The following is a 24,399-nucleotide window of genomic DNA, read 5'->3' as shown; positions in this document are numbered from 1 at the left end:
AGATGAAAACAAAAAGTATCAAGGGCATCTTCCAGCAGACCAACAAACTGATGATCCTCGTCGCCTTTATCCCCCTCGTAGTAAGCAGTGTCTTTTACTCGCGACAGATTTTTATTTACCAAAACACCATCAACAATATTGAAGAAGCCAATCAATTATCGGAAAAAGTCGATGCCATTGTCTTGGAAGAAATGTGGGATTTAGTCTTTGGTCAAAAAACCGTCGCACAAGTCCAAGAAACCAATGTGATCGATGAACTAAGGAGCGATCTGCAGCACATTCAAGAAAATACCAGCACTGCCAAAGAGCTCAATATTTTAGCAGTCGCCTTTCGGACGCTCGATTCTTTAGAAACCTATCAGCAACAGTTGATCGATAATATTCTCAACGATGAACCGGTGGAACAAAACCAATACGTCATGATCCAAGTGGATTCGGTGATCGATTTGCTATCCGATATTTTGCAGCAGTTTGTCGGGGTAGAGATCAGCTTAGCCAGCCAAACCAATCACGAATTGGTCCAATCCGTGTTGCTGCTGATCCTTTTTCAGGTCGTGTTGCTTTTGATCATCTTTGCGATCATCAATAAAAACCGCCGCTTTGTTCGTGACAATCTGCAATACCCGCTGGATCGGTTGTTAGACCTTTCCAATGAACTATCCCAAGGACATTTGAGCTACCGAGCAGAACTGCCCGAAACCCCAGAGCTGCGGACTCTGACGAGTAGCTTGAATCGAATGGCAGATGACTTGACTCGGCTCTTGGAAGAAAATGCCTTGAAGCAGTATCACTTAGCCCAAAGTGAGGTGCGGGTCTTACAAGCCCAGATCACTCCACATTTCATCTATAATAGTTTAGATGCGATCGTTTCTTTGATCGAAGCTGCCCGTTACGAGCAAGCAACCGAAATGACTTATGCGCTGTCAGATTTTTTCCGCATCTCCTTAAGCAAAGGGCAAGACTGGATTCCGCTGGAAAAAGAATTGCGGCATGTGGACGATTACTTGAAGATTTTGCAGATCCGCTATGGCAGGATGCTGTCTTACACCATTGAAGATCAAACTGTCAGTCCAGAACTACAGGTTTTGAAAATGGTCCTGCAGCCCCTTGTTGAAAACGCCGTATATCATGGCACCAAATTTGTCCGTCGTGTCGGCATGATTCGAATCACAGTGTCAGAATTGCCTCACCAGATTCAAATGACCATCAGTGACAACGGTGTTGGGATCGACCCTGAGCGTTTGCAGGAGATTCGTCGTAACCTTAAAGAAACCACTGATCCCGCCTCTGAGAGCGGCTATGGCCTATATAACGTCTATCGCCGTCTCCAGCTGAACTACGGCAGCGAAGCGCAGCTGACGATCCACAGTCAATACCAAGAAGGCACCACGATTAACGTCACAGTACCAAAAAGGGAGGAACCCAACCATGTACAAAGTGTTCATAGTTGAAGATGAACATCTGATTCGCGATAGTTTGCGCCACCAAATCATGACTCTCGCCAAACAATACCCGATCGTTTATAGCGATGAAGCCGCAGATGGCGAATTGGCGCTGGCTTCGATCCTTGATCTGCGTCCTGATATTATTATCAGTGATATCAAAATGCCGTTTATGGACGGCTTGGTCTTTGCGAAAGAAGCCAAGAAATTATTGCCGCAAGTTCGCATTATTTTCGTTAGCGGCTTTGATGATTTTGACTATGCAAAAACGGCACTGCAGCTGCAAGCAGACGATTACTTGCTCAAGCCCATCAAAAACGAAGAATTAGAACAAGCCATCAAAACCGTCGTTCAACACTTAGATGAACAACAAGCCACTCATCAGCAATTATCCAAAGAAGACGATTTATTCGAAATGGAAATCAAAAAAAATCACTTTCTAAATCACCTCTTTAAACAAAAGATCACGATCTCAGAAGCCTTTTTGCAAGCAGAAGAACTGGGCCGGCGCTTTTCAGGCAAACAGTTTTGTGTGCTATTAGCAAAAACCCCCTTCAATCAAAGCTTTTCTGACTACACTCGCTTTAGCCAGCAGCTGACCAAAGCCTATGAACAAGATGATGCCGTCTTGTTCTCCAGTGTTTCTAGCCGCTTCATCAAGTTTTTGCTTTTTGACCATGACCGAGAACAAGTTTTAGAAAAAGCCTATCAGATCGCTCAAAGCCTCGTTCATGGTTCTGGGGAAGAAGTAGCAGTGGCGATCGGACCGGTAGCAGATCGCTTCTCGGGCATCCCTCTTTCTTATCAGAAAGCTCGTGACATGCTAAAAACCTATGGTAGCATCCGCAAGGAAAAAATCATCAGCTATGAAGACGACATTCGCGAAGGGGAACTATCCCCCACCAATCCCTTCAAAACCGACCTTGCTTCACGGCTGGCAAATGCTGGGAAACAGACGATCCCTGAGCTGATCGCTGAATTGATGGCGCCTCAAGGAACCGTTGAGCGAACGCAAATGTACCGTTTGTTCGTCTTAGTCGAACTGCTGGCATTATTGAAGAAAAAAGACAGTCATTCGCTGCCCCAGATCGTTCAGCACGCCCATGACTTAGACTATCTAGCGGCATTGACCCATGAGCCAGAGAACTATCAAACGACTCTGGCAGAACTGTTGCCGCTATTGACCAAACAACCCATCAATCCTGCAATGGCGAAATATCAAAGTGTCATCAATCAAGCCAAAGCCTTTATTAGTGAGCACTTTTCTGATCCCAATATTTCCTTAAATGTAGTTGCTGAAAAAGTTCATTTGAGTCCAGCACATTTCAGCACCATCTTCTCGCAAGCCACTGATTCTACGTTTATCGAATACTTGACCGAGCAACGGTTGACCTTAGCTAAGGAACTGCTGTTAACGACCAATCTACGGCTATCTGAGATCGCCTTTGATGTTGGCTACAATGACCCAAATTATTTTTCCTTTTTGTTCAAGAAGAAAGAAAAAATCTCACCGAAAGAATACCGTCAAAAAAATGCCTAGATGAGTGAAGGGATGCAAAAAAAGAGTGAGGGACAGCAAAATCGTCCTCACTCTTTTTCATTTTCTACCTCATGCAGTTATTTCTTCTCCATAGCAGCTTTTAAAGCAGCTGCTAATGGGCTTTCTTGCGGTTCTTCTTGATTGATTTTGTTCATCAAGCGGCGTTCTTCGTGTTTCGACAGCTTTTTGCTGCGTTCCTTTTTATCCGCCATTTTTTCGGTGGTCCCATCGAATTTACAGCGGAAATAGGCGCCGTTTTTGCCTTCAATGATCTCCATCTTTCGGTGGCATTGCGGGCAGCGTCGGTTTGAAACTTTCGGGTCTTTCCGACGACGGTACTTGCAGGTCCCACTGGAGCAAACATAGATCTTGCCATCACGGGTATTTTTCTCCCGCAAGGGTTCGCCGCATTCGGGACACCGTTTTTGGGTCAATGAGAAATCTTGGTACTTGCTTTCGCTTTGCTTGATTTCTTTGACCAGTTGTTTTGTGTCTGCTTCGATTTGTGCGAGGAAGGTTTGGGCAGAATAGGTGCCTTTCGCAATGGCTTCCAGTTCCTTCTCCCATTTTTCCGTCAATTCTGGTGTCACCAAGGATGGATTGACTAAGACTAACAGCTGCTTGCCTTTTGGCGATACTTGCAAGCCGCTTGGGGTCCGCTCCATCAGCTCAGATTTGATCAGCTTTTCAATGATCTCCGCACGGGTTGCCGGCGTACCGAGACTATGTTTTTCCATTTTGCCTAAAAGAGTTCCTTCATTCAACGGTTTTGGTGGTGTAGTCAACTCTTTTTGGATGGTGAACTCAGGCTTGACAGTACTGCCTTTTTGCCAAGCCACATCACTGGTTTCTTCTTCAGAAGTCGTTTTCCACCCCGCTTCTAACACGGTATTGCGGTTGAATACAAAGGTTTCTGAACCAAAGGTCACGGTCACTTTCTGCTGCTGCTTTTTATGGGGTTTCGCAAAGAGCATTAAGAAACGACTAACGATCATTTGATAGATCCGTTGTTCATCGGTAGTTAATTTTTCATAACGTGCCCGCTGTTCCGTTGGCAATAAGGCATGGTGATCGGTAACTTTTTTATCATTGAAGACAGCTTGCTGCACTACTTGTCCGCCATTTTTCAAGTATCCTTTGACTTCTGGGGCAAAATCCGCAACTGCCTGCAGGCGTTCCTTCATAGTTGCCTTCATATCATTGGTCAAATACTTGGAATCCGTCCTTGGGTAAGTGACGATTTTATGGGTTTCATACAAGCTTTGAACAAGCGACAAGGTCTTCTTGGCTGAAAACCCATAACGCTGATTGGCTTCTCGTTGGATCTCGGTCAAATCATAAGGCAATGGTGCACTTTCTGTTTTGACCTTTTCTTCGATCGCTGTCACGCGACCATTTTGTTGACTCATTTGCTTGACCAATGCTTCGGCGTCGCTGCGTTCTTTTAGTTGATAGGGATTTTTTTGCTGCAGGCGGGCCTTGGCATCGCCTACGTTTAGGGTAATCACATGATAGGTTTGCGGACGGAAACTCTCGATTTGCATTTCCTGACTGCGCACCAAAGCTAAGGTAGGGGTTTGGACCCGACCCGCACTAAGATTGTCTTGATATTTGACCGTCAATGCCCGGGTGACATTCAACCCTACCAGCCAGTCGGCTTTTGCCCGCGCAAGGGCGGAGTAGTAAAGATTGTCGTAGTGCTTGGCTGACTGCAATTTTGCAAAGCCTTCTTTGATGGCTTTAGGGGTTTGCGAAGAAATCCACAAACGTTTGACTGGTTTGTCAAAACGAACCCACTCCAAAATCCAGCGAGCGACTAGCTCCCCTTCTCTTCCCGCATCGGTAGCGATCACGACTTCCCCGACATCTTTTCTTTGAGCCAATTGTTTGATGGCTTTTAGTTGATGACCGGTTTTTGGCAACGGCTTGATCCCGATGGACTTAGGGATCATCGGTAACGTTTCCATCTGCCATGATGCCCAGTCTTTGTTTAAATCTTCAGGCATTTTCAAGCCCAATAAATGACCAAGGGCCCAAGTAACGATCGCCTTGGGTCCTTCGTAATAATTTTTATGTTTTTGCTCACAGCCCAAAACTTTGCTGAGGTCTTTGGCAACGCTTGGCTTTTCCGCTAGAATTAGTTGTTTCATAAAAATCTTTCCTGCTTTCATCGACGACTTGCTGATATTCTTTAAGCAATGCCAGTCCAATATATTGTTGGAGGTAATCGTCGCATTCTTCGCACCAGCGTTCGTCTTCTTCATTCCAAAAAGCCGTCATAAAGTTTGATTTTGCATTTATGTACGAATACTCTTCTCTGATTTCTTGCCATTTTTGTTCATAAAATGACTGCGCCTCGCTGAAAGTTGCAAATGTGAACGCCTCTTGAATATCTGACTGCCATCCCTCAAAAAACCACCACGGTTCATTGTCCCCATACATGACTACTACTTGATACATTTCATTGCTCCTTTCACGATTCCTTCCTCATATTAGTCACTTTTACTTAAACTTGCAAGGAATAAGTTTCAGCATTTAAACATTGCTTTAAAAATTCATTAAACCCTCGTTTTTTTGTACGATTTATCGGTTGTTTAAGATTACATCATTTCTATGCCCCTATAGTCTAGCACAGATGTTTCCTGTTGTGAATATAACATCAAAAGATTAAAAAAATATCAAACAAGATTTATTTTAACCTCGTAAAAAAAATTTGTCTGCGATGGATATGCTACAATAATGACAACCACGAAATTGCCAGGAGGTGCCCCATGTATCTCGAACAAATCACTTTTCCCGATCAAGAGACCGAGTTTGATTTTTTCCTTTCCATCAAACGAACCGTTTATGATTCTTACTACCCTTTTCAGATTCTCAGTGCCCGCCTTTTTCAGCAGATCGATTTTGAGCCGGTCACGATCTTATATGGCGGCAATGGTTCTGGCAAAACCACCGCATTGAACGTGATTGCCGAAAAGATCCACGCGCAGCGCTTTGCTGCGTATAATCGCTCGAATTTTTTCGAGGACTACTTAGCCTACTGTACTACTGGCAGCATCGACGAACCGCAAGAAAAAGTACTTTTGACCAGCGATGATGTCTTTGATTACATGCTGGCTATTCGAAACTTGAAACAAGGGATCGATCATCGCCGAGAAGAAGTATTCCAAGAATACTACCAAGCAAAGTATGCAGACTTTCGTTTCACGGGTTTTGACGATTACCATGAATTGAAGAAAATCAATCTTGCACGATCCAACACACAGTCCAAATTCACCCGCAAGCACTTGATCGACAATGTCCGAGAATATTCCAATGGTGAAAGTGCCTTTCGCTTCTTTCAAGAAAAGATTCGTCCCAACAGCCTTTACTTATTAGATGAACCAGAAAATTCTCTTTCTGCTGAGCGTCAGCTGGAACTGGTGCAGTTACTAGAAGATTTTGTCCGCTATGAGCAGTGCCAATTCATCATTGCTACCCATAGTCCTTTCGTTTTATCTTTAAAGGAAGCCAAAATCTATGATTTGGATCAAACGCCCGTCGATGTTCGGAAGTGGACCCAGTTAGCCAGTGTCCAGCAGTATTACCGCTTTTTTCAAGCACACCAAGCCGAATTTGATGATCGATCATGAGCCAAGCAACCCAGTTTCCGTCAAAGATTTCTTTTGGCGGCTTTTTTTTCCGCCACACTCACACAAAGACCAAAATCAAATTGATCAGAGCAATAAAGAAGGCGACAACTCCCGCAATTTTGCCCCACTTGACTTCTGCTTGGTTATACTGATCGGAATGCCCCGCAATCTGAGAGGACAAAAAGTAGAACTTTTTAAAAACAAGCAAATACCCGGCTAAACCCCATAGTACGGCTAAGGCAAGATGGTTGATTTGGCTTGAAATGACCTGAGTCTGATGAAGCATCACCACCCCTACGACACTAACGACAAACCCCCATTTCATGAGATTGGCTTTGGTACGATTCATGCTCCTCCTCCTTTCTTTTAAAAATGCCAATGCATCAAAAACATTCATTTTCTATCTAAATTATAGCATAATTTGACTAAAAAAATAAAATCCAAGAACTCGTAAACGAATGTTCTTGGATTTTTATCAATCGAAAAAGATGATTACTTGCTGGCTAATCACCACCAGCAAAAATTTCTTCTTTATTATAAATCGGTGTATGTTTTTTCAAGTCTTCAAGGGTTCCTACTTGTCTCCCTTTGGAGTAAAAACCATCTAACAAGCCTAAAGATTGAAAAATCGTTTGCTTATAGGCAATTTCCGCATTCCATTCCGTGGTATCTAGTATTTGCAAAGCTTTATGGATTGCTTCGATGCCAGATGCTCCTGGCGCACTGATCAGTACCCCATGACTGTTGAGGAGCAACATATTCGGTAAGGCGAGTTGTTCTTTTTTCATATAATCAGAAACTAATTCTGCTAATTCTGGTGAGCAATTAGGTTCAAAGTCTAGTACAGGAATATAGCCAATTTTTTGGGTCGCTTCCGTTAAGTTAGGCATATCCAATCCGGCGGTTGCCCAAAACATCGAGTGAGGAGAATGGGCATGTAAGACTGCTTTTATCGCTGGATTCGTATCATAAACCGCTTCGTGTAAGTTGATTTCTCGTGTCAGCTGACCTACCCCATCAATCACCTTTCTCGTATGAGGCTCAACGACTAAAATCTGGGCTGGTGAGACTTCTCCTAAATAGGCTTCTGACATCATAGTTGGTGTCATAATAATGTATTCTTTTCCAGTTTCATCGGTTGTTTTAAAAGAAAAATTACCGCCTGCAACATTTGTATTCTTCCTAGTAAAAATCAATTTTACGATTCGTGCTAAATCTTCCCGTTCTCTTTCAAAAATCATCCGTCCATCTGACATATTCAAGACCACCTTTTTTTATTTTTCAAACGTTTTGTTGCGTAAGATTGTTTGAACAGCTTCTCTTACTTTTGCTGCTTCTTCCTCTTTTTTCTTTTTCCGTTCATCATATTCTTTAAAAAGTACTGGACTGCCATATTTATACACACAGACTGCTAGACCAATCGCTACGACATTAAATAGGTACTGTTGTGTCACCAAAGCTAAGAGATAGCAGCCAATTGCTAGAAAAAGAAGCAATTGCCATTTTATTTTTTCGCTCTTTCCCATTCCTGTCGCCCTTTCCTTTTTGAAAATATTAGCCATTCGTCGCACGCACTTGCGTCGATTGGGTCCCTTGTTCTTCATATCTTTGACTTGGTACCTTTACCTTACTCATATATTTATACAACCAGACAAACATTGCGATAAACACAACGGAACCGACGATACCCAAGATATTTCCTTTAAACGCTTCTGCAAATAAAATTCGAAATTCTGGTCCTTCGATCGAAGACCAAGTGATTTGCTGCCCTTTTTGTATTCCTTCTACTGCGCCGGTTCGATCTGCTAAGCCCGTTAAGATCGGCGTCAAATACGTAGCTGCATATAGATAGATTGGCATCGAAATAACCCCCATGATCAGCATACGAACCAAGTTTCCGCCGGTAAGCAATAATCCACCTACTGCGATCGAATAGTTAATGATTCCTGCTAAAGGCAACACAGCATTTCCTGGCAAGATGATGGCATAGCCAATAAAGACAGGTACCAACAAGATAGCAGTGACCCAAATCTCAGAGCGACCAGCTAATACAGGCCAATCTAACCCAATGTAAACTTCCCGATCTTTAAAGCGTTTTTTCATCATTTCCGACATTGCATCAGCAAGTGGTGAAAGGGACTGCATAAACATTTTTGAGATCATTGGGAACAAAGCCATTGCCGTCGCGATTTGAATAGCTAAATTCAATGAACCTGACACGCCATAGGCTGCGGCTAACCCCAAGCCTAAGCCGATGAGAAAGCCCATCACCGAATTTTCAGAGAAGATACCGATTTTCTTTTTTAAGGCTTTGGTATCGGCACGTCGATTAAAGAAAGGAATTTTATCCATAATCACATTGATCGGTAATAAAAGTACTGCTGAAATATTCATCAAGTGGGTCACTGTTACTAAAGGAATACCAGTCAAGTCCTCAATGTGGCGTTGGAACATATCCCCCATCTTAAGTTCCAAGATAACCTGTACGACGGCGGTGATAAACCCAGCAAGTAAACTCCCACTGATAAAGTAGACCAGATAGGCAGTCAGCGCTTTGCCCCATACATTCCACATATCGACATTCAACGTCTTGGTCCAGTTCAAAATCAACATGACAAAATTCACACCAAGAACGACGGCAAAGAAAACAAATGCATAAGACCATGACCAGGTGATACTTGCTGCTCCTGTCCACCCTAAATCTAGCGCAGGCAAGTTCAAGCCAGTATTTTTCGCCAATGCTTCGGAAGCTGGACTAACTGCATTTGACATAAAGCCGATGACCATCGACATCCCAGTAAAAGCAATACCTAACGTGATCGCAGACATAAAGGCTTTTTTGAATTTCATCCCTGCAACCAAGCCTAGGATTAAAATGATTAGCGGCACAAAAATAGCGGAACCTAAACCTAAGATATAATTGATAATGTCTTGAAATATTTGCATTTTTTTCACTTCTTTCTTTTGATAGGATGTTTTGTGCTAGCCAATCAATTCTTTGATTTCTTCATAAATCGTATCCATACCCATACCTGTAAGAAACGGAATTCCAGCAAAAACGTGTACACCTAGCTCAGCCGCTTTTTCCAATACTTCATCATCTGGCTGTGCAACATACACATAAATTCCTGTCGACGGCAATTCATTTTGGATCGACTTGTAATCAACTGCTTCAACGGGGAAATCGATCCCGTCATCTTCAAGCATCCCAGCAATTTTACTTGCGATCGTTTGACTTGTTGCAACGCCACTTCCACATGCTACGATCAATCTTCTTTTCATCTTGAATCCCTCCAAAAATTTTATTTTGTATACTGTGTAACTAATTGATAAATTGCCTGTACTTCTTGTGTTCCAATGAATGCCTTTACAAATCCTTCATCCATAAATAATGCCATTAACGATTGCAGTAAGCCGACTTGCTCTTTTGGTTCTTTGATCCCTAGAAAAAAGAGATTCTTGACCTGCATTTCTTGACTGTCACCCATTTGCTTCATCTTCACCTCGTTTTTCAGACGCACGATCGCTATAAAAGGCTTTTCGACATACGCTGGTTCTGAATGAGGCAAGCCAATATTCAAATACTGTGTAATCAGCCCAGTTGGAAAGGCTTGTTCTCTTGCTAGTAATCCTTCTACATACTGTTCATTCACAAAACCTTGTTCCTGTAATCGTTTGGCTATCTCTTCAAATAGTTCTTTCAAATCCTCTCCTTCCACGTCGAGAAAAATCAGCCTTTCATCAAACATGCTCGTATAGCCCACCTATTCTTCCTCCTTGTTCAACTTTAATGATAAACATTGTTAAACTTTGTTACAATGTGTTTTACAATGTAAATATACAATAGTTAATTTTTCTTGTCAACGCTTTCTTTTCGTATTTTTTCCAAACTGATTACTTTTATCGATACATAAAATTATCAAACTTTAACAAAGATGAACATTTATCCTTGCTTTTTCCAAAAGTAAATGCTATTAATTAATGTATAAAGAAGACAGTTGAAAAAGAAACTTAAAAAAATCGTTAATCAACCAGAGGTGAAACTATGTTAAAGAAAGAACGGCAAGAAAAAATTCTAGCGCTAGTGAATCAGCACGATTACTTATCCATTGCAGAAATAGCCAAAACATTAGACGTTTCCGATATGACCATTCGTAGAGATATTACAGAGTTAGCGAATCAATCTTTATTGGTAAAAATCTATGGTGGCGCCCAAAAACTCGAAAAAATCGAACACGAGCTTTCTACTCAAGAAAAAATCGATACGAATGTTGCTGAAAAAAAATTCATCGGAAAAGTGATGAACAGTATCATTTCAGACAACGATACTATCTATATCGGTGCTGGAACTACGATGCTTCACGCTTTACCTGAACTAAAAAAAGCAAACTTATTCGTGATCACAAATAGTTTGCTTGCTTTTAATTATTTGATTTACAACACAGACTATCGTGTCTTATTGACAGGCGGAGAATTTTCCCGCACGACGGAAGAATTTTATGGGGAAACGGCAGAGAAGAGTTTTGAAAATCTAAATATCGATATCGCTTTTGCTGCTACAAATGGGATCTTTGAAAATAATATCACCACTGCGAATCTTGTTGAAGGTTCGATTCAACGAGTCGCTTTCAAGCATTCCCGCAAAAAATGCATCGTTGCGGATAGCTCCAAGTTTAATCGCTCCGACGTTTACACCTTTTACTCACTTTCAGATATCGACTATTTGATCACTGATGATAAACTTTCTGAGACTACTTTTGAGTATTATCGCTCCTTTACAGAGATCCTCAAGGAGGAACAAAAATGATTTTAACCATCACAATGAACCCTTCCATGGACTACAACTATTTGGTTCCTTCGTTGAAATTGGATCAAGTAAATCGGGTAGATAACCCACATACATCAATTGGGGGAAAAGGTATCAATGCTGGCAGAGTCATCGCACAATCTGGGGAAGACGTTTTATTGACAGGTATTTTAGGTGGACCTGTAGGCAAAACGATCCTTGATTCTTTACTAGCCGAAGAACGTTATGTATTGGATTTCCTAACCATCGATGGTAATTCTCGCAATGCGATCACAATCATGCATGACGGTAACACCCATACAGAGCTAGTAGAAAAAGGACTTTATCTATCGGAGAAAAACGAACAACTTTTTTACCAACACCTTGCAGCATTAATTGAACAACATCCCATCACGGTCGTCTGTATTTCTGGATCAGTAAATTCTGATAATGGGCATTTTCACGATCAATTGCTTCAATTCATCCGTAAGACATTAGGTGAGCAGGTACCAATCCTCATGGATATAGCAGGTGAACAACTAAAAAATTGTTTGACTCAAACGAATGCTCGTCCGAATTTTATTAAACCGAATCAACAGGAATTGGAAGAACTAATAGGTCAAAAATTACATTCATCTCAAGACATTTTCTCTGTCTTAGAAAGCACTCTTTTCGAAGGAATCGACACCGTCATGGTATCTCAAGGCGGCGATGGGGCAATCGTTAAACATCAGTCGACTTTTTATAAGATTGAGATTCCTAAAATCGCCATCGTTAATACGACTGGCTGTGGCGATTCAACTGTTGGTGGCATGGCTGTTGCATTGAATAAACAGTATCCAATGGAACAAGCATTGACCTATTCGATGGCTTGTGGCATGTCTAATGCGCTTTCGAAAACAAACGGTACGATCGATCCTGCACAAGTCGCTACATTTAGCGAACAGATCCACCTTTTCAAGATCAAAGAATAATCGGCTACCTATTTTTTGGTTCTCTTGATTACGCAAAACATTCGTTGGTACAAATAAAAAAAAAGCCCTAGCTAAGTGCAACTGATTGGTTCAGTGTTCTTAGCTAGGGCTGATTGTGTTAGTGGTTAAACATATTGTAATTCTTTGGCTTCTTTGTAGGCTGCATCGATCAAACCGCCGCCCAAGCATTCCATCCCGTCATAAAAAACGACTGCTTGTCCAGGAGTGATGGCGCGGACTGGTTCGTCAAAAATCACTTCTGCTCGATCTCCATCTAATAGACGCACCGTTACTGGTACATCTTGTTGACGGTAGCGGAATTTTGCTGTGCATGAAAATTCCGTGCCGCGGTCTTGTTCTGTAGTAAAGTGGATTTGGCTTGCTTCCAAGCGATCTGCATACAATGCGGGGTGATGGAATCCTTGCCCCACATACAAAGTGTTGGTCGCCAAGTCTTTTCCTACGACAAACCATGGTTCTTGAGTGGCACCGCCGCCGCCAATACCTAAGCCTTGACGTTGTCCGATGGTGTAGTACATCAAGCCATCGTGTTGTCCTTTGACTTCGCCATCTAATGTAACCATATTGCCTTTTTTCGCTGGCAAGTAATTACTCAAAAATTGTTTGAAATTCTTTTCTCCGATAAAGCAGACACCCGTGGAATCTTTTTTCTGGGCTGTTGCTAGACCTGCCCGTTCAGCGATCGCTCGTACTTCTGATTTTTCCATGCCGCCTAGTGGGAACATGGTTTTGCTCAATTGTTCTTGTGACAATTGGCTTAAGAAATACGTTTGATCTTTGTTGTTATCCACGCCTCGCAACATATGAGTCACGCCGTTTTCATCAACGGTCACTTGCGCATAATGGCCAGTTGCTACATAATCGGCACCAAGATCCATCGCATAATCCAAAAAGGCTTTGAACTTGATTTCCTTGTTACACATGACATCTGGATTTGGCGTCCGTCCGGCACGGTATTCTGCAAGAAAATATTCAAATACACGGTCCCAATATTCTTTTTCGAAATTCACTGAATAATAAGGAATCCCGATTTGCGCAGCCACTTTGGCTACGTCTTTGTAGTCTTCTGTTGCGGTACAAACACCGTTTTCATCGGTATCATCCCAATTTTTCATAAAGATCCCGACAACATCATACCCTTGTTCTTTCAGCAAAAGTGCTGTTACTGACGAGTCTACCCCGCCACTCATTCCAACCACCACACGGGTGTTTTCGTTAGACATGATCGTTTCACCATCATTTCAATTATAGATTCTGAAATCATCTACGATTTGAAGGTCGCAACTTTTCAGTAATTTGCATTATACAACAAAACACAAAAAAGTTCACTGTTTGCTGTCTTTTCTTATAAATTCCTTGTTACTAGATAAGTTCTTCTTTCATTCGATCCACAGCCGTCCTCTTATTACTGCTGTTCTTGGCGTAATAAATCACTAGGGGCAAAATCATTTTTAGAAAAGTCATCTGATGGATACCCGCTGTCCGTTCTTCCCCCCATTCAGCCCAATAGAAGAAGCGCTGCTTTTTGTGTATCTTATCGACAGCCGTCCAAACGACTCCCATTGTTCAAAGACAACTAGATAAGCGAATGCTAAGAAGCCGCATTTTACCTTTTAAACGGTCGTTTGTCATAAAATCGTATGGAATTCTTCAGGAAAAGCAGAAATGCCGCTATCAGAAAAAGACTATACTTCTTTTAGATACTACTTTATGAGGAGGGGTATTTCATGAGATCACACACAGGGATATCGAAAACTAGGAGAAACGACGGAAAGAAAAGAAAGAGCCTTGCACTGCTGTTTTTTCTCATCGGTGGTGTTTTTGTCATTCATTACGTGATTGATCAGGTCAGGGATGTTGCGTTTAATCAGACAGCGCTTGTCTCAAAAGAGTTCACTCACCAAGCCAATCAAGTGATTCAACAAGCGATGGCAGACACGCAGCAAGTGCCATTGATTGTACAAGCCGATCGACGCTGGGGCAATGACACATATGGATATGGAGAAACGCAAAATACGTTTGCAGCAAACGGGTGCGCTATTGCTTCTTTAGCGATGATCGATTCTTTTTGGACGGATCATCCGTCGAATCCTGACAAACTATTAAAGTGGGCTGGCGATCAATTTTATCTTCCCAAATAAGGAACGAGTTGGCAAATCTTTCCTCAGTTTGCCGAAGCTTTTGGTTACCAATTTGCCGATTTAGGAAGTTCCTTTGCGGCTGCCTATGAGAAAATGACACAAGGCATCCCCGTTGTGGTCTCGGTTCAAGCAGGAACCTTTACGACCTCAGGACATATCATGGTATTGGCTTTGAACAAAGAAGGAGCGATTCAAGTATTCGATCCTAATGATTCCCCCGAAAAAGCCCATTATGAGAAAAGCTATCCTAACGATGTCTTTCAAGCAGAAGGAATCCATTATTGGAGCTTTTGGCTTTGATGTTCTGATCGGCTGAAGCTGCAAAAACACGCCATTTTTGCGACAAAAAAAGACTAGCCGAAGCTAGTCTTTTGCTTATCTTACTATTATTGAACGCGTGGTTCGTTGTTTTCTTGAATACGCGTCGTTGTTCGGTTGAAGGCACCTTTGGCTTTACGTGTTTGTTTTGACGCAAAGTCGCCAGTTGTTTCTGCCGCACTGCTTACTTTGTCTTGAACTGTTTCAGAGTCTTTTTCGAATTGTTCACGTGTTTTGACATCTGCTACGTTCACGTTTACTTCGATGACGTCTAAATTCGTCATTTTGTTGACTTGTGTTGAAACAACCTCTTTGATTTGGTCGTAGATCGTGGTCATGTCGCTGCCGTATTCTGCAACGATATCAAGATCGACTGCCACTTGTTTTTTCCCAACTTCAACGTTGATCCCTGAAGTCACATCATCGGTGTTGACTAATTTACCTGCAATATTTGAGAAGAAACCGCCATCGACTGTTAAGAGTCCGTCTACAGATTCTAATGCAATGCCTACGATTTTTTGAATCACTTTATCTTCGTAAGTTAATTCTCCTTTAACACCTGTTGTTGGTTTTGTTTGGTTTTCCATCGTACATTCCTCCTACTATAATCTTGATATAAATTAAACTAATAATGTTACCAAAGTTAACGGCGCGGTCTTTGAAATTGTTCAAAGAATCCGACTTCTTTGAGATAAAATCCCAGATACATACCTAGTGCCGTAAACAGCACCAGCAGTATGGTTTTCAAAAAGCCGATCGTTAGAAACAGGATCGCTAGGATCAAACCGAAACCTGCAAAGATAAGCGGGATCTTATAGTGGTAGAACCATTCACTCATACCTGTTCCTCCTAAACTACACGCGGCTGGTTATGGGCTGCTGGCGTTTCTTGCGTATCTTTTAAGACAACTTCCGTTTGGATATTGCTTTCGATACCGAAAAGCTGCTGCAGACTGCTGCTGATCTCACCAACCAATGCTTCTTGTTTTTGCGGGATGGCTGCTGTTTGTTTCATTTCTCCATCGATTTTTACGGATACTTTATTCTTGACGATTTTGATTTTTACGGACGGCTGATGGATGAAATCTGCTTGTTTCACCCGTTCAAGCACAAAATGCTCTAACGCCTTCTTCTGAATCACTAAATCGCCTGTCTTATGGGAAATGATCAAGCGGTCCGAACGTTTTGGATAAAACAAAACGACAAAGAGCGCGATCACGGTAAAAATGGCAAAGCCAACAGATAACCAAAAGAGCAGCATACTCATGGAAGATCCGACCCAAGGATATTCATCCAAAGGAATCAAGTAAACAGGCAATGAAGCCGCTTGCTGATTGGCGATGATCCCAAAATAAAAGACAAGTAAGAGTAAAAGCAATCCGATGATAAAAATCACTTTAGAAATCTTACGCATTGGCAACCTCCTTTACTGCTTTCTACTTAAAGCATACACATTTCTTAAATATCCATCAAATAATAACTCTTGGAATCGATTATTTTTTACATATAAAGTTTATTTTTATCAAAAAAATTTCCTTAATCAAAGCTTGCTGTCAAAGTCATCACAAAAAAAGCAAGCCGCCCAAATCTGTTTGGACGCTTGCTTTTTTTGTTATCTGTTAACGAGCCAGCTTAGTAAGTTCTTGTTGTTTTGCATGATACAACACCGCCAGTTCATTTTCGGAAACTGGCCGACCAAAAGGACGCGGCTGTGGCAGAAACGCCAATTCTGGTGCATCGACTCCTACGTTGAGATTCTCAGCGATCGGTACACTGTGATGATGAATATGCCCATGCAGATTACGGCTGTTTTTGGTGATCCCCAGCAGCATAGGATAATGGGTCAGTATAAATTGCTGATGAGCAAACTTCAGCAAGACACCGACATCTTCAAACGCATACTTTTCGGCTCCCAAACAACCAGGATCATGCTTGCGCAAGTACGCAAAGAAAGCTCGGGTATCATGATTGCCTTTGATAAAAACGATTTTGCCCTGCAGCTGTGCTAACAGCGCAGCAATTTCTGGAAAGCCCGCTTCGTAATCAGGGTGCATCGCGACATCCCCTAAATGATAGACGACATCTTTATCCGCAACGACCTCATTCCAGCTGGCGATCATCGTTTCATGCATTTGCGTCACTGTCTCAAAGGGGCGTGGGGCAAAGTCATTGTCCCCGAGCAAGGCTGCATGAAAATAGTGGGTATCAGACGTAAAAAATTTCATAGTCGCTCCTTACCTTGGTGCTTTTTCTGTGATCAGCGTCTTTAAATCATCGCTAGCGGCTGCTTTTTCGTCGGTGCAGGAAACCGCGCATCGATTGCTGCCAATTCGCTTTGGGAAAAAACGATTTTGCAAGCTTCAATGTTCTGCAGCATATGCAGCGAGTCACTGGTTTGGGGGATCGCTAAGACGTGGGGTTGTCGAAGGGTCCATGCCAAAAGCAGCTGAAAGATCGTGCAGCCTTTGGCTTCTGCCAGCTCTTTCAACACTTCATCATTTTTGAAGTGGTGCCCTAGCCGATCGCCTTGAGCAATGGGTGAGTAGGCAATCACAGGAATCTCAGCCTCTGCCTGCCAAGGCAAAAGATCGTATTCGATCCCCCGGGCACCTAAATTATAGAGTACTTGGTTGGCGGCACATTGATCGCCGTTTTCTAACCGCAACAGCTCCTCCATATCTGCCACGTCAAAATTAGAGACACCCCATGCACGAATCTTTCCAGAGGCTTTGGCAGCTTCTAGTGCGTCAACTGTTTCTGCTAACGGCACATCTCCTCGCCAGTGGAGCAGATACAGATCAAGATAGTCGGTGCCTAAACGCGTTAAGCTGCGGTCTAAAGCTTTCGGCAATTCATCTGCGGAGGCATTCCAGGGATAGACTTTTGAAATCAAATAAAGATCCCCTCGTGTAAAGGGCTGGATCGCCTTGCCAACTAGCGTTTCTGCGTTTCCCTCGCCGTACATTTCTGCGGTATCGATGACAGCCGCTCCAGCTTTGATGCCCGCTTGCAACGCATCGATCTCGGCTTTTTCCTTAGCTGGGTCATCCCCCATATGCCAAGTCCCCATGCCGACGGCTAGCACTGATTGCTTGTTTAAGGTTCGTTTCATCTTGATTCCCTCTTTCTCGTCTTAACTCATCCTGTTCCTGCGAACACCTTGGGTTTGTTTTCTATAGTATAAAAAGAAACCGCCAAAGATACAAAAGAAGTGTATCAATCCCATGCCTGCTTGGCGGAGTGACACACTTCTTGCCCTTTGAACGATATAGCTGCTTTTGACAAAAGCTTACGCTTTGACAAACAACCCGCGGCTGATAAAACCATCCATTAAAAAGTAAAATTTTTCTTGCAGCATTTTGTGCTGTTCATCTTTGAAAATGTTGACTGCTTTTAACCCATTGGCTGTCGTGATGGACATCTTGAAGGTTTGCAGATCTTTTGCAACAGTGATTTTTAATTTAAAGCCTTCTTTGCTTTGGGGTGTTGCTTCAAGGCCGCGAATCAATTGGAAGTTGCCGCCGTTCGTTTCTGTAAAGCCATTGTCCCGCAACGTATATTTTTTTGCTTCAGGAGCAATGCGGTATTGGGTTGCTGCGCCTAAAACGGTTGCTGTTGTTTCAAATGCCATGTTCTTCACCTCTTTAACATCATTTCTTTCATTATAAATAGTTTTCAGCGAGATTGCTAGCTGTTCTCCTACTTTTTCGTGGCTAAGACAGTTTCTGCTAATAGCTGAGCAAATGCTTCGATTTCCGCCAATGTGTTGCCATAGCCAAAGCTGACTCTGACCGATTCCCGAATAGCTGGATGCTCTTTGCCCACCATCGCTTCGAGCACATGGGAGGGCTCCACATTGCCCGCCGTACAAGCGCTGCCTGTCGAGATCGCAGCCCCTTTTAAATCCAATTTCATCAGCAGCAAGTCACTGCTGACACCTGGGAAACGCAGATTCAAAATATGCGGCAATTTGTGTGCTGGATCACCATTCAACTGAACATCGACGCCTTGTGCTGCTAAGGTCTCCATCAGCACATCGGCAAACGTTTGATATTGTTCCGCCGCTGCTTGCTGCGCTTCGGGGGTATGCAAAGAAGCTGCTTTGGCCATTCCCATGATGGCTGCTAAGTTTTCCGTCCCTGCTCGCCGTTTTTCTTCTTGCTCGCCGCCATGGAGTAGCGCAGGCAGCGACAAGCCATCTCGTTTATACAAAAAGCCGATCCCTTTTGGTCCGTTGATTTTGTGAGCAGAAATGCTTAGAAGATCAATACTGTTTTCATTGATTTCAAGCGGGATCTTGCCATAAGCTTGCACGGCATCGGTATGAAACACGGCGGGATGTTCCCGTAAAAAGGCCCCAATTTCTGCAATCGGCAGCAAATTGCCCGTTTCATTGTTTGCCGTCATTATGGATACTAAAATCGTATCGGGACGTAAGGCAGCCTCAACTTCACTGACGGCCAATTGCCCCTTTTGATCTACGGGCAAATAGGTCACCTCAAAGCCTAAGCCTTCTAAATAGCGCATACTCTCAATGACCGCCGGATGTTCGATCTGGGTCGTAATGATATGTTTGCCTTGTGCTTGTTTGCTAAGGGCTGTACCGATGATTGCTGTATTATCACTTTCGGTACCACCACTATTAAAAATGATCTCATGTTCTTTGACTCCTAGCTGCTGAGCGATCGTTTGACGAGCCAATTCTAATTGGGTGTGGGCGTCTCGACCATAATGATGAATGCTTGATGGATTGCCAAAAAATGTCTGCATCGTTTCACTCATCACTTTGATCACTTCTGGATGCAACGGTGTCGTTGCTGCATGATCTAAGTAAACCATTCTTTTCACCTATCCTTCATTACTGCCATTATAACAAATCTTCCTCAGACGTCTATCGTGAGTGTCCATACGAAAAAACCTGTCAGTCAAAAGCGGAAAAATCGCCAATGATGACAGGCAGCTGAACGAGTTCAGCCTTACGAAAAATCAGGAACGTGTGCTGTTTTGCTTGTGCGGCTCACGTCACTTACTGATCGTTTTATTTTTTTCCAGGTTCAGAGGCTATGACAGTCAATTCACCAACCAATTCCCATTTCTTGATCGGGTTTGGCAAAATGCAGCTCGTGCCCATTTTTAGTTCATAGGAATGACCGTCGATCATCAAATGCCCATACCCATCGATCACGGTCATCAAGGTATAATCGGCCTTTTGTGCCAACGATAATTTTCCACGTACTTCCCACTCATACACATTGAAAAATGGCGTTTCAAGATAGGTAACGACTGCTGATTGTCCTTGTTTAACCTCACGGATCGATAATTCTGGCGTCCGTGCAGGAATCGTCGTCACATCGATCGATTGTTGGATATGCAGCTCCCGAGTTTGTCCTTGATCATCGGTACGATCATAGTCGTACACCCGATAAGTCGTATCCGAACTCTGCTGGGTTTCCAAGATCATAATCCCTTTTCCAATGGCATGGATCGTTCCACTTGGCACATAGAAGAAATCGCCTTTTTTCACAGGGACTTTTGTTAACAAATCATCCCAACGACCCGCTTCGATCATTTCCGCAAGTTCTTCTTTGGTTTGTGCATGGTGGCCATAAATGATTTCCGCACCTGGTTCGGCATCAATGATGTACCAGCATTCCGTTTTCCCTAATTCCCCTTCATGGGCTAACCCATACGTGTCATCAGGATGGACTTGAACGGATAGATCATCTTCCGCGTCTAAAATTTTAATTAATAATGGAAAGACTGGTTCGTCTGAATGACCAAATAGTTCTTGATGGTCTTGCCAAAGATCCGCCAATGTTTTGCCTTTAAACGGACCATTTTCAATGACGCTCACCCCATGAGGATGCGCACTGATCGCCCAATCTTCACCGATCTTGTCGCTCGGTAAATCAAAACCAAAAACAGAATGCAGGCGACTGCCGCCCCAAATTTTTTCTTGAAAAACAGGTTTCATAAACAATGGTTCCATAATTGTTCCCCTCTCTAGTTGTTCGTGCATATTATAGCATGAATCCGCTTATTCGGCAGATTCTTTTAAGTAACATTGCAGGATTTCGTCACGATGACCCAAGTAGCTTTCTCGATGATCCACTGGATGGACCCGATTCGATAAGAAAATAAACGCTTTTTTGTTAGGGATATCTACTGCGAGAAACGTGCCTGTATAGCCTGTATGAAATAATTGGTACGGCGCACCCAATAAGTCCCAGCCATAGGTGCGGGGCTTTGTGCTTTCAGGCGTCTGCCGCTGAGCCAGCGCCTGCATGACTTTTTCTGAGAAAAACGGCGCCCCTTGCTGCTGACCATTTGCCAGTAACAGTTGAACGAAAAGCGTCAAGTCATCCACGGTAGAAAACAACCCTGCGTTGCCGGCATGGTTTCCCAACACCCGTGCTTTAGGATCGTGGGTGATTCCTCTAAGGATGCTGCCGTCTGGCTGCTGCTGGGTAGGCACGATCATTGGCAGCTGTGAGGGAGGAAAAGGCGGAAAGCCGCTGTTCTTCATGCCTAAAGGCGTCAAGACTTCTTCTTGAAAAATCTCGGTCACTGGTTTTTGATACAGCTCCTCCAATAAAAAGCCCAGCAAAATCGTCCCAGTATCCGTATAGCTGACCGTTTGACCGATCGTATCACTGCTTTCAAGCTGCAAATACGCCTTGCGCAAGGCAGCAGCATCCAACTGGTCTCGATGAGGAATCCACGTGTTGATGGCTGCCGTATGCGTCAGCAAGTGCTTGATCGTTACCCGATCGTCTTTAAACGCTGGCAGCCAACGAGTAAGCGGCGCCTCCATCTCGATTTTTCCTTGATCCCACAATTTTAACAGAACACTCGTTGTACAAACGACTTTCGTCAATGAGGCTAAATCAAACAAATGATCTTTCGTCATAGGTTCGGTTTTCGGAAGAAGCGCTGCCTGTCCGAATACATGGGTCTCTTGGGTTTCACCAGCGACAAAACGCAGCACCGCTCCTGGGAAAACGGTCGGCATTTTTTCTTGAATGAGCTGTACTGTTTTTGGGTACATTGTCATCGTTCCATACTCGCTCCTTTCAGGCTTGTCTTGCTTCTAACTTTAGCACTTTTCGCCAATGAAAAAAACTACCCATTAAGGATAGTTTTCAGATTTTTTTCTAATCAGTGTTACATAGATTACTCGTCAGCTGGTGCAGCTTTTGCTTGCGCCTTTTGGATGATTCTCAAATAACTGTAACAGGCACATTGGCTACCTAGTCCCCCTACGATCAATCCCGCGAGTAAGGGATTGATCAAGACGAGCAGTAAAGCGAGGCCACTCAACAGCCCTAGCAACATCAGTGTCTGCAACGGTGCCCAAAAGATGATGAAAAAGCTTTTGATCAAGGCGAGCCGCATGGGTGCCGCCAAATGCACACTGTCGCAGATAAAATACAGCAACCACACGAGTAAAATGATACTTAAAAACAAATAGCCGACAGCCAATAAGGGCAACTGAAAGGAATCGATTTGGCGATAAGAGCCTAACAGCAGCAAAGCGAGACTACCGAAAAAGAGGCCTGCGGCAAAACTGCGCCGATAATTTTCCCGATAGAGCCGCCAAAAGGTCCCTCCGATGGCCTGACGTGGTTCTTGATAGTACAACCAACGCCGCATGACCCCAAATAAAGCAAAGGTCGCTGGCAAAAGAATGCTAGGAAAACTAATGATCAAACCAACCAAAGAGAAAAGAAACTGACGAGGAGAGCTGGGGAAAATCAGCCCCAAAGCTAGCAATAGAACAGGCAGATTGAACAGTAACCAGTAGCCATTCAAAAGCAACATACTAGCTATCGCTTGACTGGCACCATACCAACGATACCATCGTTCATTTCCCATCAGTCCGTCTCCTTCCTCTAATCAACTGATTTACCCTCTAGCGGGCTAAGTTTTGTAGATTTTGCTGCCATTTCTCTGTTTGATAATCCAGCAACTCTTGATAGCCCGCTGCTTGTGCTTGGGCTTCCGCCTCAGCAAAGATGGCACGCACTTCTTCATCGCTGTCAGCAAAGATCGCTGAAGCATTGGCTTCTTCAAAAATATCGTTGATCCGTTGCTGAATAATTCCTTCTGGTGAGTCTGGCATCGGGTTGATCGCCGCAAATTCCGTGTCGTCTTTTTGCGTGTCCCAAGTGATGGCATGCTGCCATTTCGTTGCCCAGTTCATTTGATCTTCTGGAAGATTTAACTCAAATTTTGTTTTGGTATTGTCTAAAAAGGCGGAGTTGCCGTTCCATTGGAAACTTGATGTTGCTTGCTCAATCTCTGAAACGCCTGCACTGTCTTCTGCATAGGCATCCGTAAATTGCGTATAGCCTTCTTCGTCAAAGCCATCCCAATACTGGCCTTCTGGACCAAACATCAAGATCGATTGGCCCAACGGTCCTGTCAACCAGTCTAAGAAGGCAAAGACTTTTTCTGGGTCTTCTGCATTTCTAGTAATGACACTGACATTCCACCCTAGCATTTCATAGGAACCTGGGAAAATATTGTCAGGATCTAATCCTGGTTTTGCAATCGGCTCGATATAGAAATACCCCGCATCTGGGTTTTGTTCTTGCAAGATGTAATGGGCATCGCGAGCATAGTTGGACGGGCTGGCAGCCGCATAGACAGCTACACGACCACTGGTTACTTTTTCTGCCACCATATCTGCATCTTGGGTCAAGGTATCTTGGGTCATCAAGCGCTCACGGTACAGTCTTGACGCATATTCAATCGATTCTACGTAGTTTTCATTGGCAAAGATCGAGGTCAATACGTCGCCTTCAGGAACAGCGCGAATGCGGATATCTGCTGGTGAACGCCCTTCTGCAAATGCGGAGTACAAGACATTGATCCCTTGTCCGCTGACATCTGTTTCAAATGGAATGACATCAGGAAACTCTGTTTGAACTTCTTTCAAATACTCATAAAGATCCTCTGTTGTTTTCAATTCTGGCGCACCTAAAGCATCATGGATCTCTTTATTGACGACATAACCGGCATTCCCGAAAGGCTCCGAGCTATACCAGTTGGGAAACTGATAAAGTTTGCCGTCTTCTGAACGAAGCATGTTCAGGATGTCTTCTCCCGCCCATTCTTTCAAGTTTGGATACTTATCCAAGTAATCATCAAATGGCACTAAGGCACCCGCTTCTCGCAGCCGTTCCACATCCGACCCTCGATCAAGCCAAATAAAATCAGGTAGATCATCGCCAGCGATCATTGTGCTTAGCCGCTGTGCTGCATTCCCGCCACCATCGATTGCGCGAATATCTACCTTGGTCAGTTCTTTGATAGCAGCAGTTGCTGGATCATCTCCCCAACGATCCATCGTGTACCAATCATAATTACCAAACATCGTGATCTCCAACGGTTCACTACCTAATTCAAAGACCTCCGAACTGTCACGGTCATTCGCTGCCGCCCCATCACTTTCTTTTGTCCCTGACTCACTGCCGCAAGCAGCCAGTAAGAGACTCATCGCAGTCACTGACAGCACGCTTTTTAATACCTTTGCTTTCATTC

At 43.4% G+C, this 24,399-nt stretch carries 26 protein-coding genes and 1 pseudogene; 6 read left to right on the top strand and 21 right to left on the bottom strand.

The genetic code is table 11. The annotated features are described in order from the left end of the window. Positions 1-2 precede the first annotated feature (2 nt). Entirely contained in the window at positions 3-1,451 is a 1,449-nt protein-coding gene (locus tag Q1X33_RS06205) for a sensor histidine kinase (RefSeq protein ID WP_010748706.1), read from the top strand. Then, complete coding sequence (locus Q1X33_RS06200) at positions 1,429-2,982, top strand: response regulator (protein WP_005227253.1); 1,554 nt, start codon at positions 1,429-1,431, stop codon at positions 2,980-2,982. The genes Q1X33_RS06205 and Q1X33_RS06200 overlap by 23 nt, the downstream gene beginning before the upstream one ends. Positions 2,983-3,059: 77 nt before the next feature. Here Q1X33_RS06200 and Q1X33_RS06195 read toward each other — a convergent pair whose 3' ends face one another. Continuing rightward, complete coding sequence (locus Q1X33_RS06195) at positions 3,060-5,132, bottom strand: DNA topoisomerase III (protein WP_005227252.1); 2,073 nt, start codon at positions 5,130-5,132, stop codon at positions 3,060-3,062. Then, positions 5,065-5,442, bottom strand: a complete 378-nt coding sequence (locus tag Q1X33_RS06190; protein WP_005227251.1) for a DUF1033 family protein — start codon at positions 5,440-5,442, stop codon at positions 5,065-5,067. Before Q1X33_RS06190 ends, Q1X33_RS06195 begins: the two co-directional genes overlap by 68 nt. 311 nt (positions 5,443-5,753) lie before the next feature. Here Q1X33_RS06190 and Q1X33_RS06185 point away from each other — a divergent pair, with 311 nt between their 5' ends. After that, on the top strand, positions 5,754-6,614 hold the full coding sequence (locus tag Q1X33_RS06185; RefSeq protein WP_005227250.1) for an AAA family ATPase: 861 nt from the start codon (positions 5,754-5,756) through the stop codon (positions 6,612-6,614). Between the two features lie 58 nt (positions 6,615-6,672). Here the strand turns inward: Q1X33_RS06185 and Q1X33_RS06180 are convergent, their stop codons facing one another. From Q1X33_RS06180 to Q1X33_RS06155, 6 genes are all read right to left on the bottom strand, one after another. After that, positions 6,673-6,963 carry a hypothetical protein gene (locus Q1X33_RS06180; RefSeq protein WP_241655670.1) on the bottom strand — a complete coding sequence of 97 codons (291 nt, stop codon included), beginning with the start codon at positions 6,961-6,963 and terminating at the stop codon, positions 6,673-6,675. A 154-nt stretch (positions 6,964-7,117) separates the two neighbouring features. After that, complete coding sequence (locus Q1X33_RS06175) at positions 7,118-7,870, bottom strand: class II aldolase/adducin family protein (RefSeq protein WP_010748701.1); 753 nt, start codon at positions 7,868-7,870, stop codon at positions 7,118-7,120. Between the two features lie 18 nt (positions 7,871-7,888). Further along, a complete protein-coding gene (locus Q1X33_RS06170; RefSeq protein ID WP_008376154.1) occupies positions 7,889-8,140 on the bottom strand; it encodes a hypothetical protein in 252 nt (83 codons plus the stop codon). Positions 8,141-8,168: 28 nt separating this feature from the next. Further along, complete coding sequence (locus Q1X33_RS06165) at positions 8,169-9,560, bottom strand: PTS galactitol transporter subunit IIC (RefSeq protein WP_034868848.1); 1,392 nt, start codon at positions 9,558-9,560, stop codon at positions 8,169-8,171. A gap of 36 nt (positions 9,561-9,596) precedes the next feature. Next, complete coding sequence (locus tag Q1X33_RS06160) at positions 9,597-9,896, bottom strand: PTS sugar transporter subunit IIB (RefSeq protein WP_005227245.1); 300 nt, start codon at positions 9,894-9,896, stop codon at positions 9,597-9,599. Positions 9,897-9,916: 20 nt separating this feature from the next. After that, positions 9,917-10,378, bottom strand: a complete 462-nt coding sequence (locus tag Q1X33_RS06155; RefSeq protein ID WP_005227244.1) for a PTS sugar transporter subunit IIA — start codon at positions 10,376-10,378, stop codon at positions 9,917-9,919. Between the two features lie 281 nt (positions 10,379-10,659). Here Q1X33_RS06155 and Q1X33_RS06150 point away from each other — a divergent pair, with 281 nt between their 5' ends. Then, complete coding sequence (locus Q1X33_RS06150) at positions 10,660-11,421, top strand: DeoR/GlpR family DNA-binding transcription regulator (RefSeq protein ID WP_005227243.1); 762 nt, start codon at positions 10,660-10,662, stop codon at positions 11,419-11,421. Next, positions 11,418-12,374 (top strand): 1-phosphofructokinase family hexose kinase, encoded by a 957-nt coding sequence (locus tag Q1X33_RS06145; protein ID WP_005227242.1) that lies wholly within the window; start codon positions 11,418-11,420, stop codon positions 12,372-12,374. Before Q1X33_RS06150 ends, Q1X33_RS06145 begins: the two co-directional genes overlap by 4 nt. A gap of 125 nt (positions 12,375-12,499) precedes the next feature. Here Q1X33_RS06145 and mnmA read toward each other — a convergent pair whose 3' ends face one another. Further along, positions 12,500-13,618, bottom strand: coding sequence for a tRNA 2-thiouridine(34) synthase MnmA (gene mnmA / locus Q1X33_RS06140; RefSeq protein ID WP_005227241.1), 1,119 nt, complete (start codon positions 13,616-13,618; stop codon positions 12,500-12,502). Between the two features lie 139 nt (positions 13,619-13,757). Next, positions 13,758-13,958, bottom strand: coding sequence for a hypothetical protein (locus Q1X33_RS06135; RefSeq protein ID WP_005227240.1), 201 nt, complete (start codon positions 13,956-13,958; stop codon positions 13,758-13,760). A gap of 164 nt (positions 13,959-14,122) precedes the next feature. Between Q1X33_RS06135 and Q1X33_RS06130 the strand changes: the two are divergent. Beyond that, positions 14,123-14,836 (top strand): annotated as a pseudogene (locus Q1X33_RS06130) (C39 family peptidase). A gap of 86 nt (positions 14,837-14,922) precedes the next feature. Here the strand turns inward: Q1X33_RS06130 and Q1X33_RS06125 are convergent. The 11 genes from Q1X33_RS06125 to Q1X33_RS06075 form a co-directional block, all read right to left on the bottom strand. After that, positions 14,923-15,441, bottom strand: a complete 519-nt coding sequence (locus Q1X33_RS06125) for an Asp23/Gls24 family envelope stress response protein (RefSeq protein ID WP_005227237.1) — start codon at positions 15,439-15,441, stop codon at positions 14,923-14,925. A 56-nt stretch (positions 15,442-15,497) separates the two neighbouring features. Next, positions 15,498-15,692, bottom strand: a complete 195-nt coding sequence (locus tag Q1X33_RS06120; RefSeq protein WP_005227236.1) for a DUF2273 domain-containing protein — start codon at positions 15,690-15,692, stop codon at positions 15,498-15,500. 11 nt (positions 15,693-15,703) lie between these two features. After that, positions 15,704-16,267: an alkaline shock response membrane anchor protein AmaP gene (amaP, locus tag Q1X33_RS06115; protein WP_005227235.1), complete on the bottom strand. Its 564-nt coding sequence runs from the start codon at positions 16,265-16,267 to the stop codon at positions 15,704-15,706. 205 nt (positions 16,268-16,472) lie between these two features. Further along, positions 16,473-17,078 (bottom strand): metallophosphoesterase, encoded by a 606-nt coding sequence (locus Q1X33_RS06110; protein ID WP_005227234.1) that lies wholly within the window; start codon positions 17,076-17,078, stop codon positions 16,473-16,475. A 41-nt stretch (positions 17,079-17,119) separates the two neighbouring features. Continuing rightward, positions 17,120-17,965 carry an aldo/keto reductase gene (locus tag Q1X33_RS06105; protein WP_005227233.1) on the bottom strand — a complete coding sequence of 282 codons (846 nt, stop codon included), beginning with the start codon at positions 17,963-17,965 and terminating at the stop codon, positions 17,120-17,122. A 177-nt stretch (positions 17,966-18,142) separates the two neighbouring features. Further along, positions 18,143-18,484, bottom strand: a complete 342-nt coding sequence (locus Q1X33_RS06100; RefSeq protein WP_005232263.1) for a DUF1831 domain-containing protein — start codon at positions 18,482-18,484, stop codon at positions 18,143-18,145. Positions 18,485-18,552: 68 nt separating this feature from the next. After that, the gene (locus Q1X33_RS06095; RefSeq protein WP_005227231.1) at positions 18,553-19,692 is read right to left on the bottom strand and encodes a cysteine desulfurase family protein; all 1,140 of its coding nucleotides are present in this window, start codon (positions 19,690-19,692) and stop codon (positions 18,553-18,555) included. Positions 19,693-19,891: 199 nt separating this feature from the next. Continuing rightward, positions 19,892-20,845 (bottom strand): mannose-6-phosphate isomerase, class I, encoded by a 954-nt coding sequence (manA, locus tag Q1X33_RS06090; RefSeq protein WP_170920124.1) that lies wholly within the window; start codon positions 20,843-20,845, stop codon positions 19,892-19,894. A 45-nt stretch (positions 20,846-20,890) separates the two neighbouring features. Further along, entirely contained in the window at positions 20,891-21,907 is a 1,017-nt protein-coding gene (locus tag Q1X33_RS06085) for a serine hydrolase (protein ID WP_153882985.1), read from the bottom strand. 119 nt (positions 21,908-22,026) lie between these two features. After that, a complete protein-coding gene (locus Q1X33_RS06080; RefSeq protein WP_005227228.1) occupies positions 22,027-22,728 on the bottom strand; it encodes a DUF624 domain-containing protein in 702 nt (233 codons plus the stop codon). A gap of 37 nt (positions 22,729-22,765) precedes the next feature. After that, positions 22,766-24,397, bottom strand: a complete 1,632-nt coding sequence (locus Q1X33_RS06075) for an extracellular solute-binding protein (RefSeq protein ID WP_005227227.1) — start codon at positions 24,395-24,397, stop codon at positions 22,766-22,768. Positions 24,398-24,399 lie beyond the last annotated feature (2 nt).

Source organism: Enterococcus sp. B2E4 (assembly GCF_030499455.1).
GTDB classification, from domain to species: domain Bacteria; phylum Bacillota; class Bacilli; order Lactobacillales; family Enterococcaceae; genus Enterococcus_D; species Enterococcus_D casseliflavus.
This window is presented reverse-complemented; position numbering and strand designations above follow the sequence as displayed.

Bases quoted from the DNA above. Each gene is read 5' to 3' on its own strand.
- Q1X33_RS06170 (WP_008376154.1), bottom strand. From the start codon at position 8,140: ATGGGAAAGAGCGAAAAAATAAAATGGCAATTGCTTCTTTTTCTAGCA.
- Q1X33_RS06200 (WP_005227253.1), top strand. From the start codon at position 1,429: ATGTACAAAGTGTTCATAGTTGAAGATGAACATCTGATTCGCGATAGT.
- Q1X33_RS06085 (WP_153882985.1), bottom strand. From the start codon at position 21,907: ATGACAATGTACCCAAAAACAGTACAGCTCATTCAAGAAAAAATGCCG.
- Q1X33_RS06100 (WP_005232263.1), bottom strand. From the start codon at position 18,484: ATGGCATTTGAAACAACAGCAACCGTTTTAGGCGCAGCAACCCAATAC.
- Q1X33_RS06145 (WP_005227242.1), top strand. From the start codon at position 11,418: ATGATTTTAACCATCACAATGAACCCTTCCATGGACTACAACTATTTG.
- Q1X33_RS06135 (WP_005227240.1), bottom strand. From the start codon at position 13,958: ATGGGAGTCGTTTGGACGGCTGTCGATAAGATACACAAAAAGCAGCGC.
- Q1X33_RS06195 (WP_005227252.1), bottom strand. From the start codon at position 5,132: ATGAAACAACTAATTCTAGCGGAAAAGCCAAGCGTTGCCAAAGACCTC.
- Q1X33_RS06105 (WP_005227233.1), bottom strand. From the start codon at position 17,965: ATGAAACGAACCTTAAACAAGCAATCAGTGCTAGCCGTCGGCATGGGG.
- mnmA (WP_005227241.1), bottom strand. From the start codon at position 13,618: ATGTCTAACGAAAACACCCGTGTGGTGGTTGGAATGAGTGGCGGGGTA.
- Q1X33_RS06175 (WP_010748701.1), bottom strand. From the start codon at position 7,870: ATGTCAGATGGACGGATGATTTTTGAAAGAGAACGGGAAGATTTAGCA.
- amaP (WP_005227235.1), bottom strand. From the start codon at position 16,267: ATGCGTAAGATTTCTAAAGTGATTTTTATCATCGGATTGCTTTTACTC.
- Q1X33_RS06125 (WP_005227237.1), bottom strand. From the start codon at position 15,441: ATGGAAAACCAAACAAAACCAACAACAGGTGTTAAAGGAGAATTAACT.
- Q1X33_RS06080 (WP_005227228.1), bottom strand. From the start codon at position 22,728: ATGGGAAATGAACGATGGTATCGTTGGTATGGTGCCAGTCAAGCGATA.
- Q1X33_RS06185 (WP_005227250.1), top strand. From the start codon at position 5,754: ATGTATCTCGAACAAATCACTTTTCCCGATCAAGAGACCGAGTTTGAT.
- Q1X33_RS06160 (WP_005227245.1), bottom strand. From the start codon at position 9,896: ATGAAAAGAAGATTGATCGTAGCATGTGGAAGTGGCGTTGCAACAAGT.
- Q1X33_RS06165 (WP_034868848.1), bottom strand. From the start codon at position 9,560: ATGCAAATATTTCAAGACATTATCAATTATATCTTAGGTTTAGGTTCC.
- Q1X33_RS06190 (WP_005227251.1), bottom strand. From the start codon at position 5,442: ATGTATCAAGTAGTAGTCATGTATGGGGACAATGAACCGTGGTGGTTT.
- Q1X33_RS06110 (WP_005227234.1), bottom strand. From the start codon at position 17,078: ATGAAATTTTTTACGTCTGATACCCACTATTTTCATGCAGCCTTGCTC.
- Q1X33_RS06120 (WP_005227236.1), bottom strand. From the start codon at position 15,692: ATGAGTGAATGGTTCTACCACTATAAGATCCCGCTTATCTTTGCAGGT.
- Q1X33_RS06075 (WP_005227227.1), bottom strand. From the start codon at position 24,397: ATGAAAGCAAAGGTATTAAAAAGCGTGCTGTCAGTGACTGCGATGAGT.
- Q1X33_RS06180 (WP_241655670.1), bottom strand. From the start codon at position 6,963: ATGAATCGTACCAAAGCCAATCTCATGAAATGGGGGTTTGTCGTTAGT.
- Q1X33_RS06150 (WP_005227243.1), top strand. From the start codon at position 10,660: ATGTTAAAGAAAGAACGGCAAGAAAAAATTCTAGCGCTAGTGAATCAG.
- Q1X33_RS06095 (WP_005227231.1), bottom strand. From the start codon at position 19,692: ATGGTTTACTTAGATCATGCAGCAACGACACCGTTGCATCCAGAAGTG.
- Q1X33_RS06205 (WP_010748706.1), top strand. From the start codon at position 3: ATGAAAACAAAAAGTATCAAGGGCATCTTCCAGCAGACCAACAAACTG.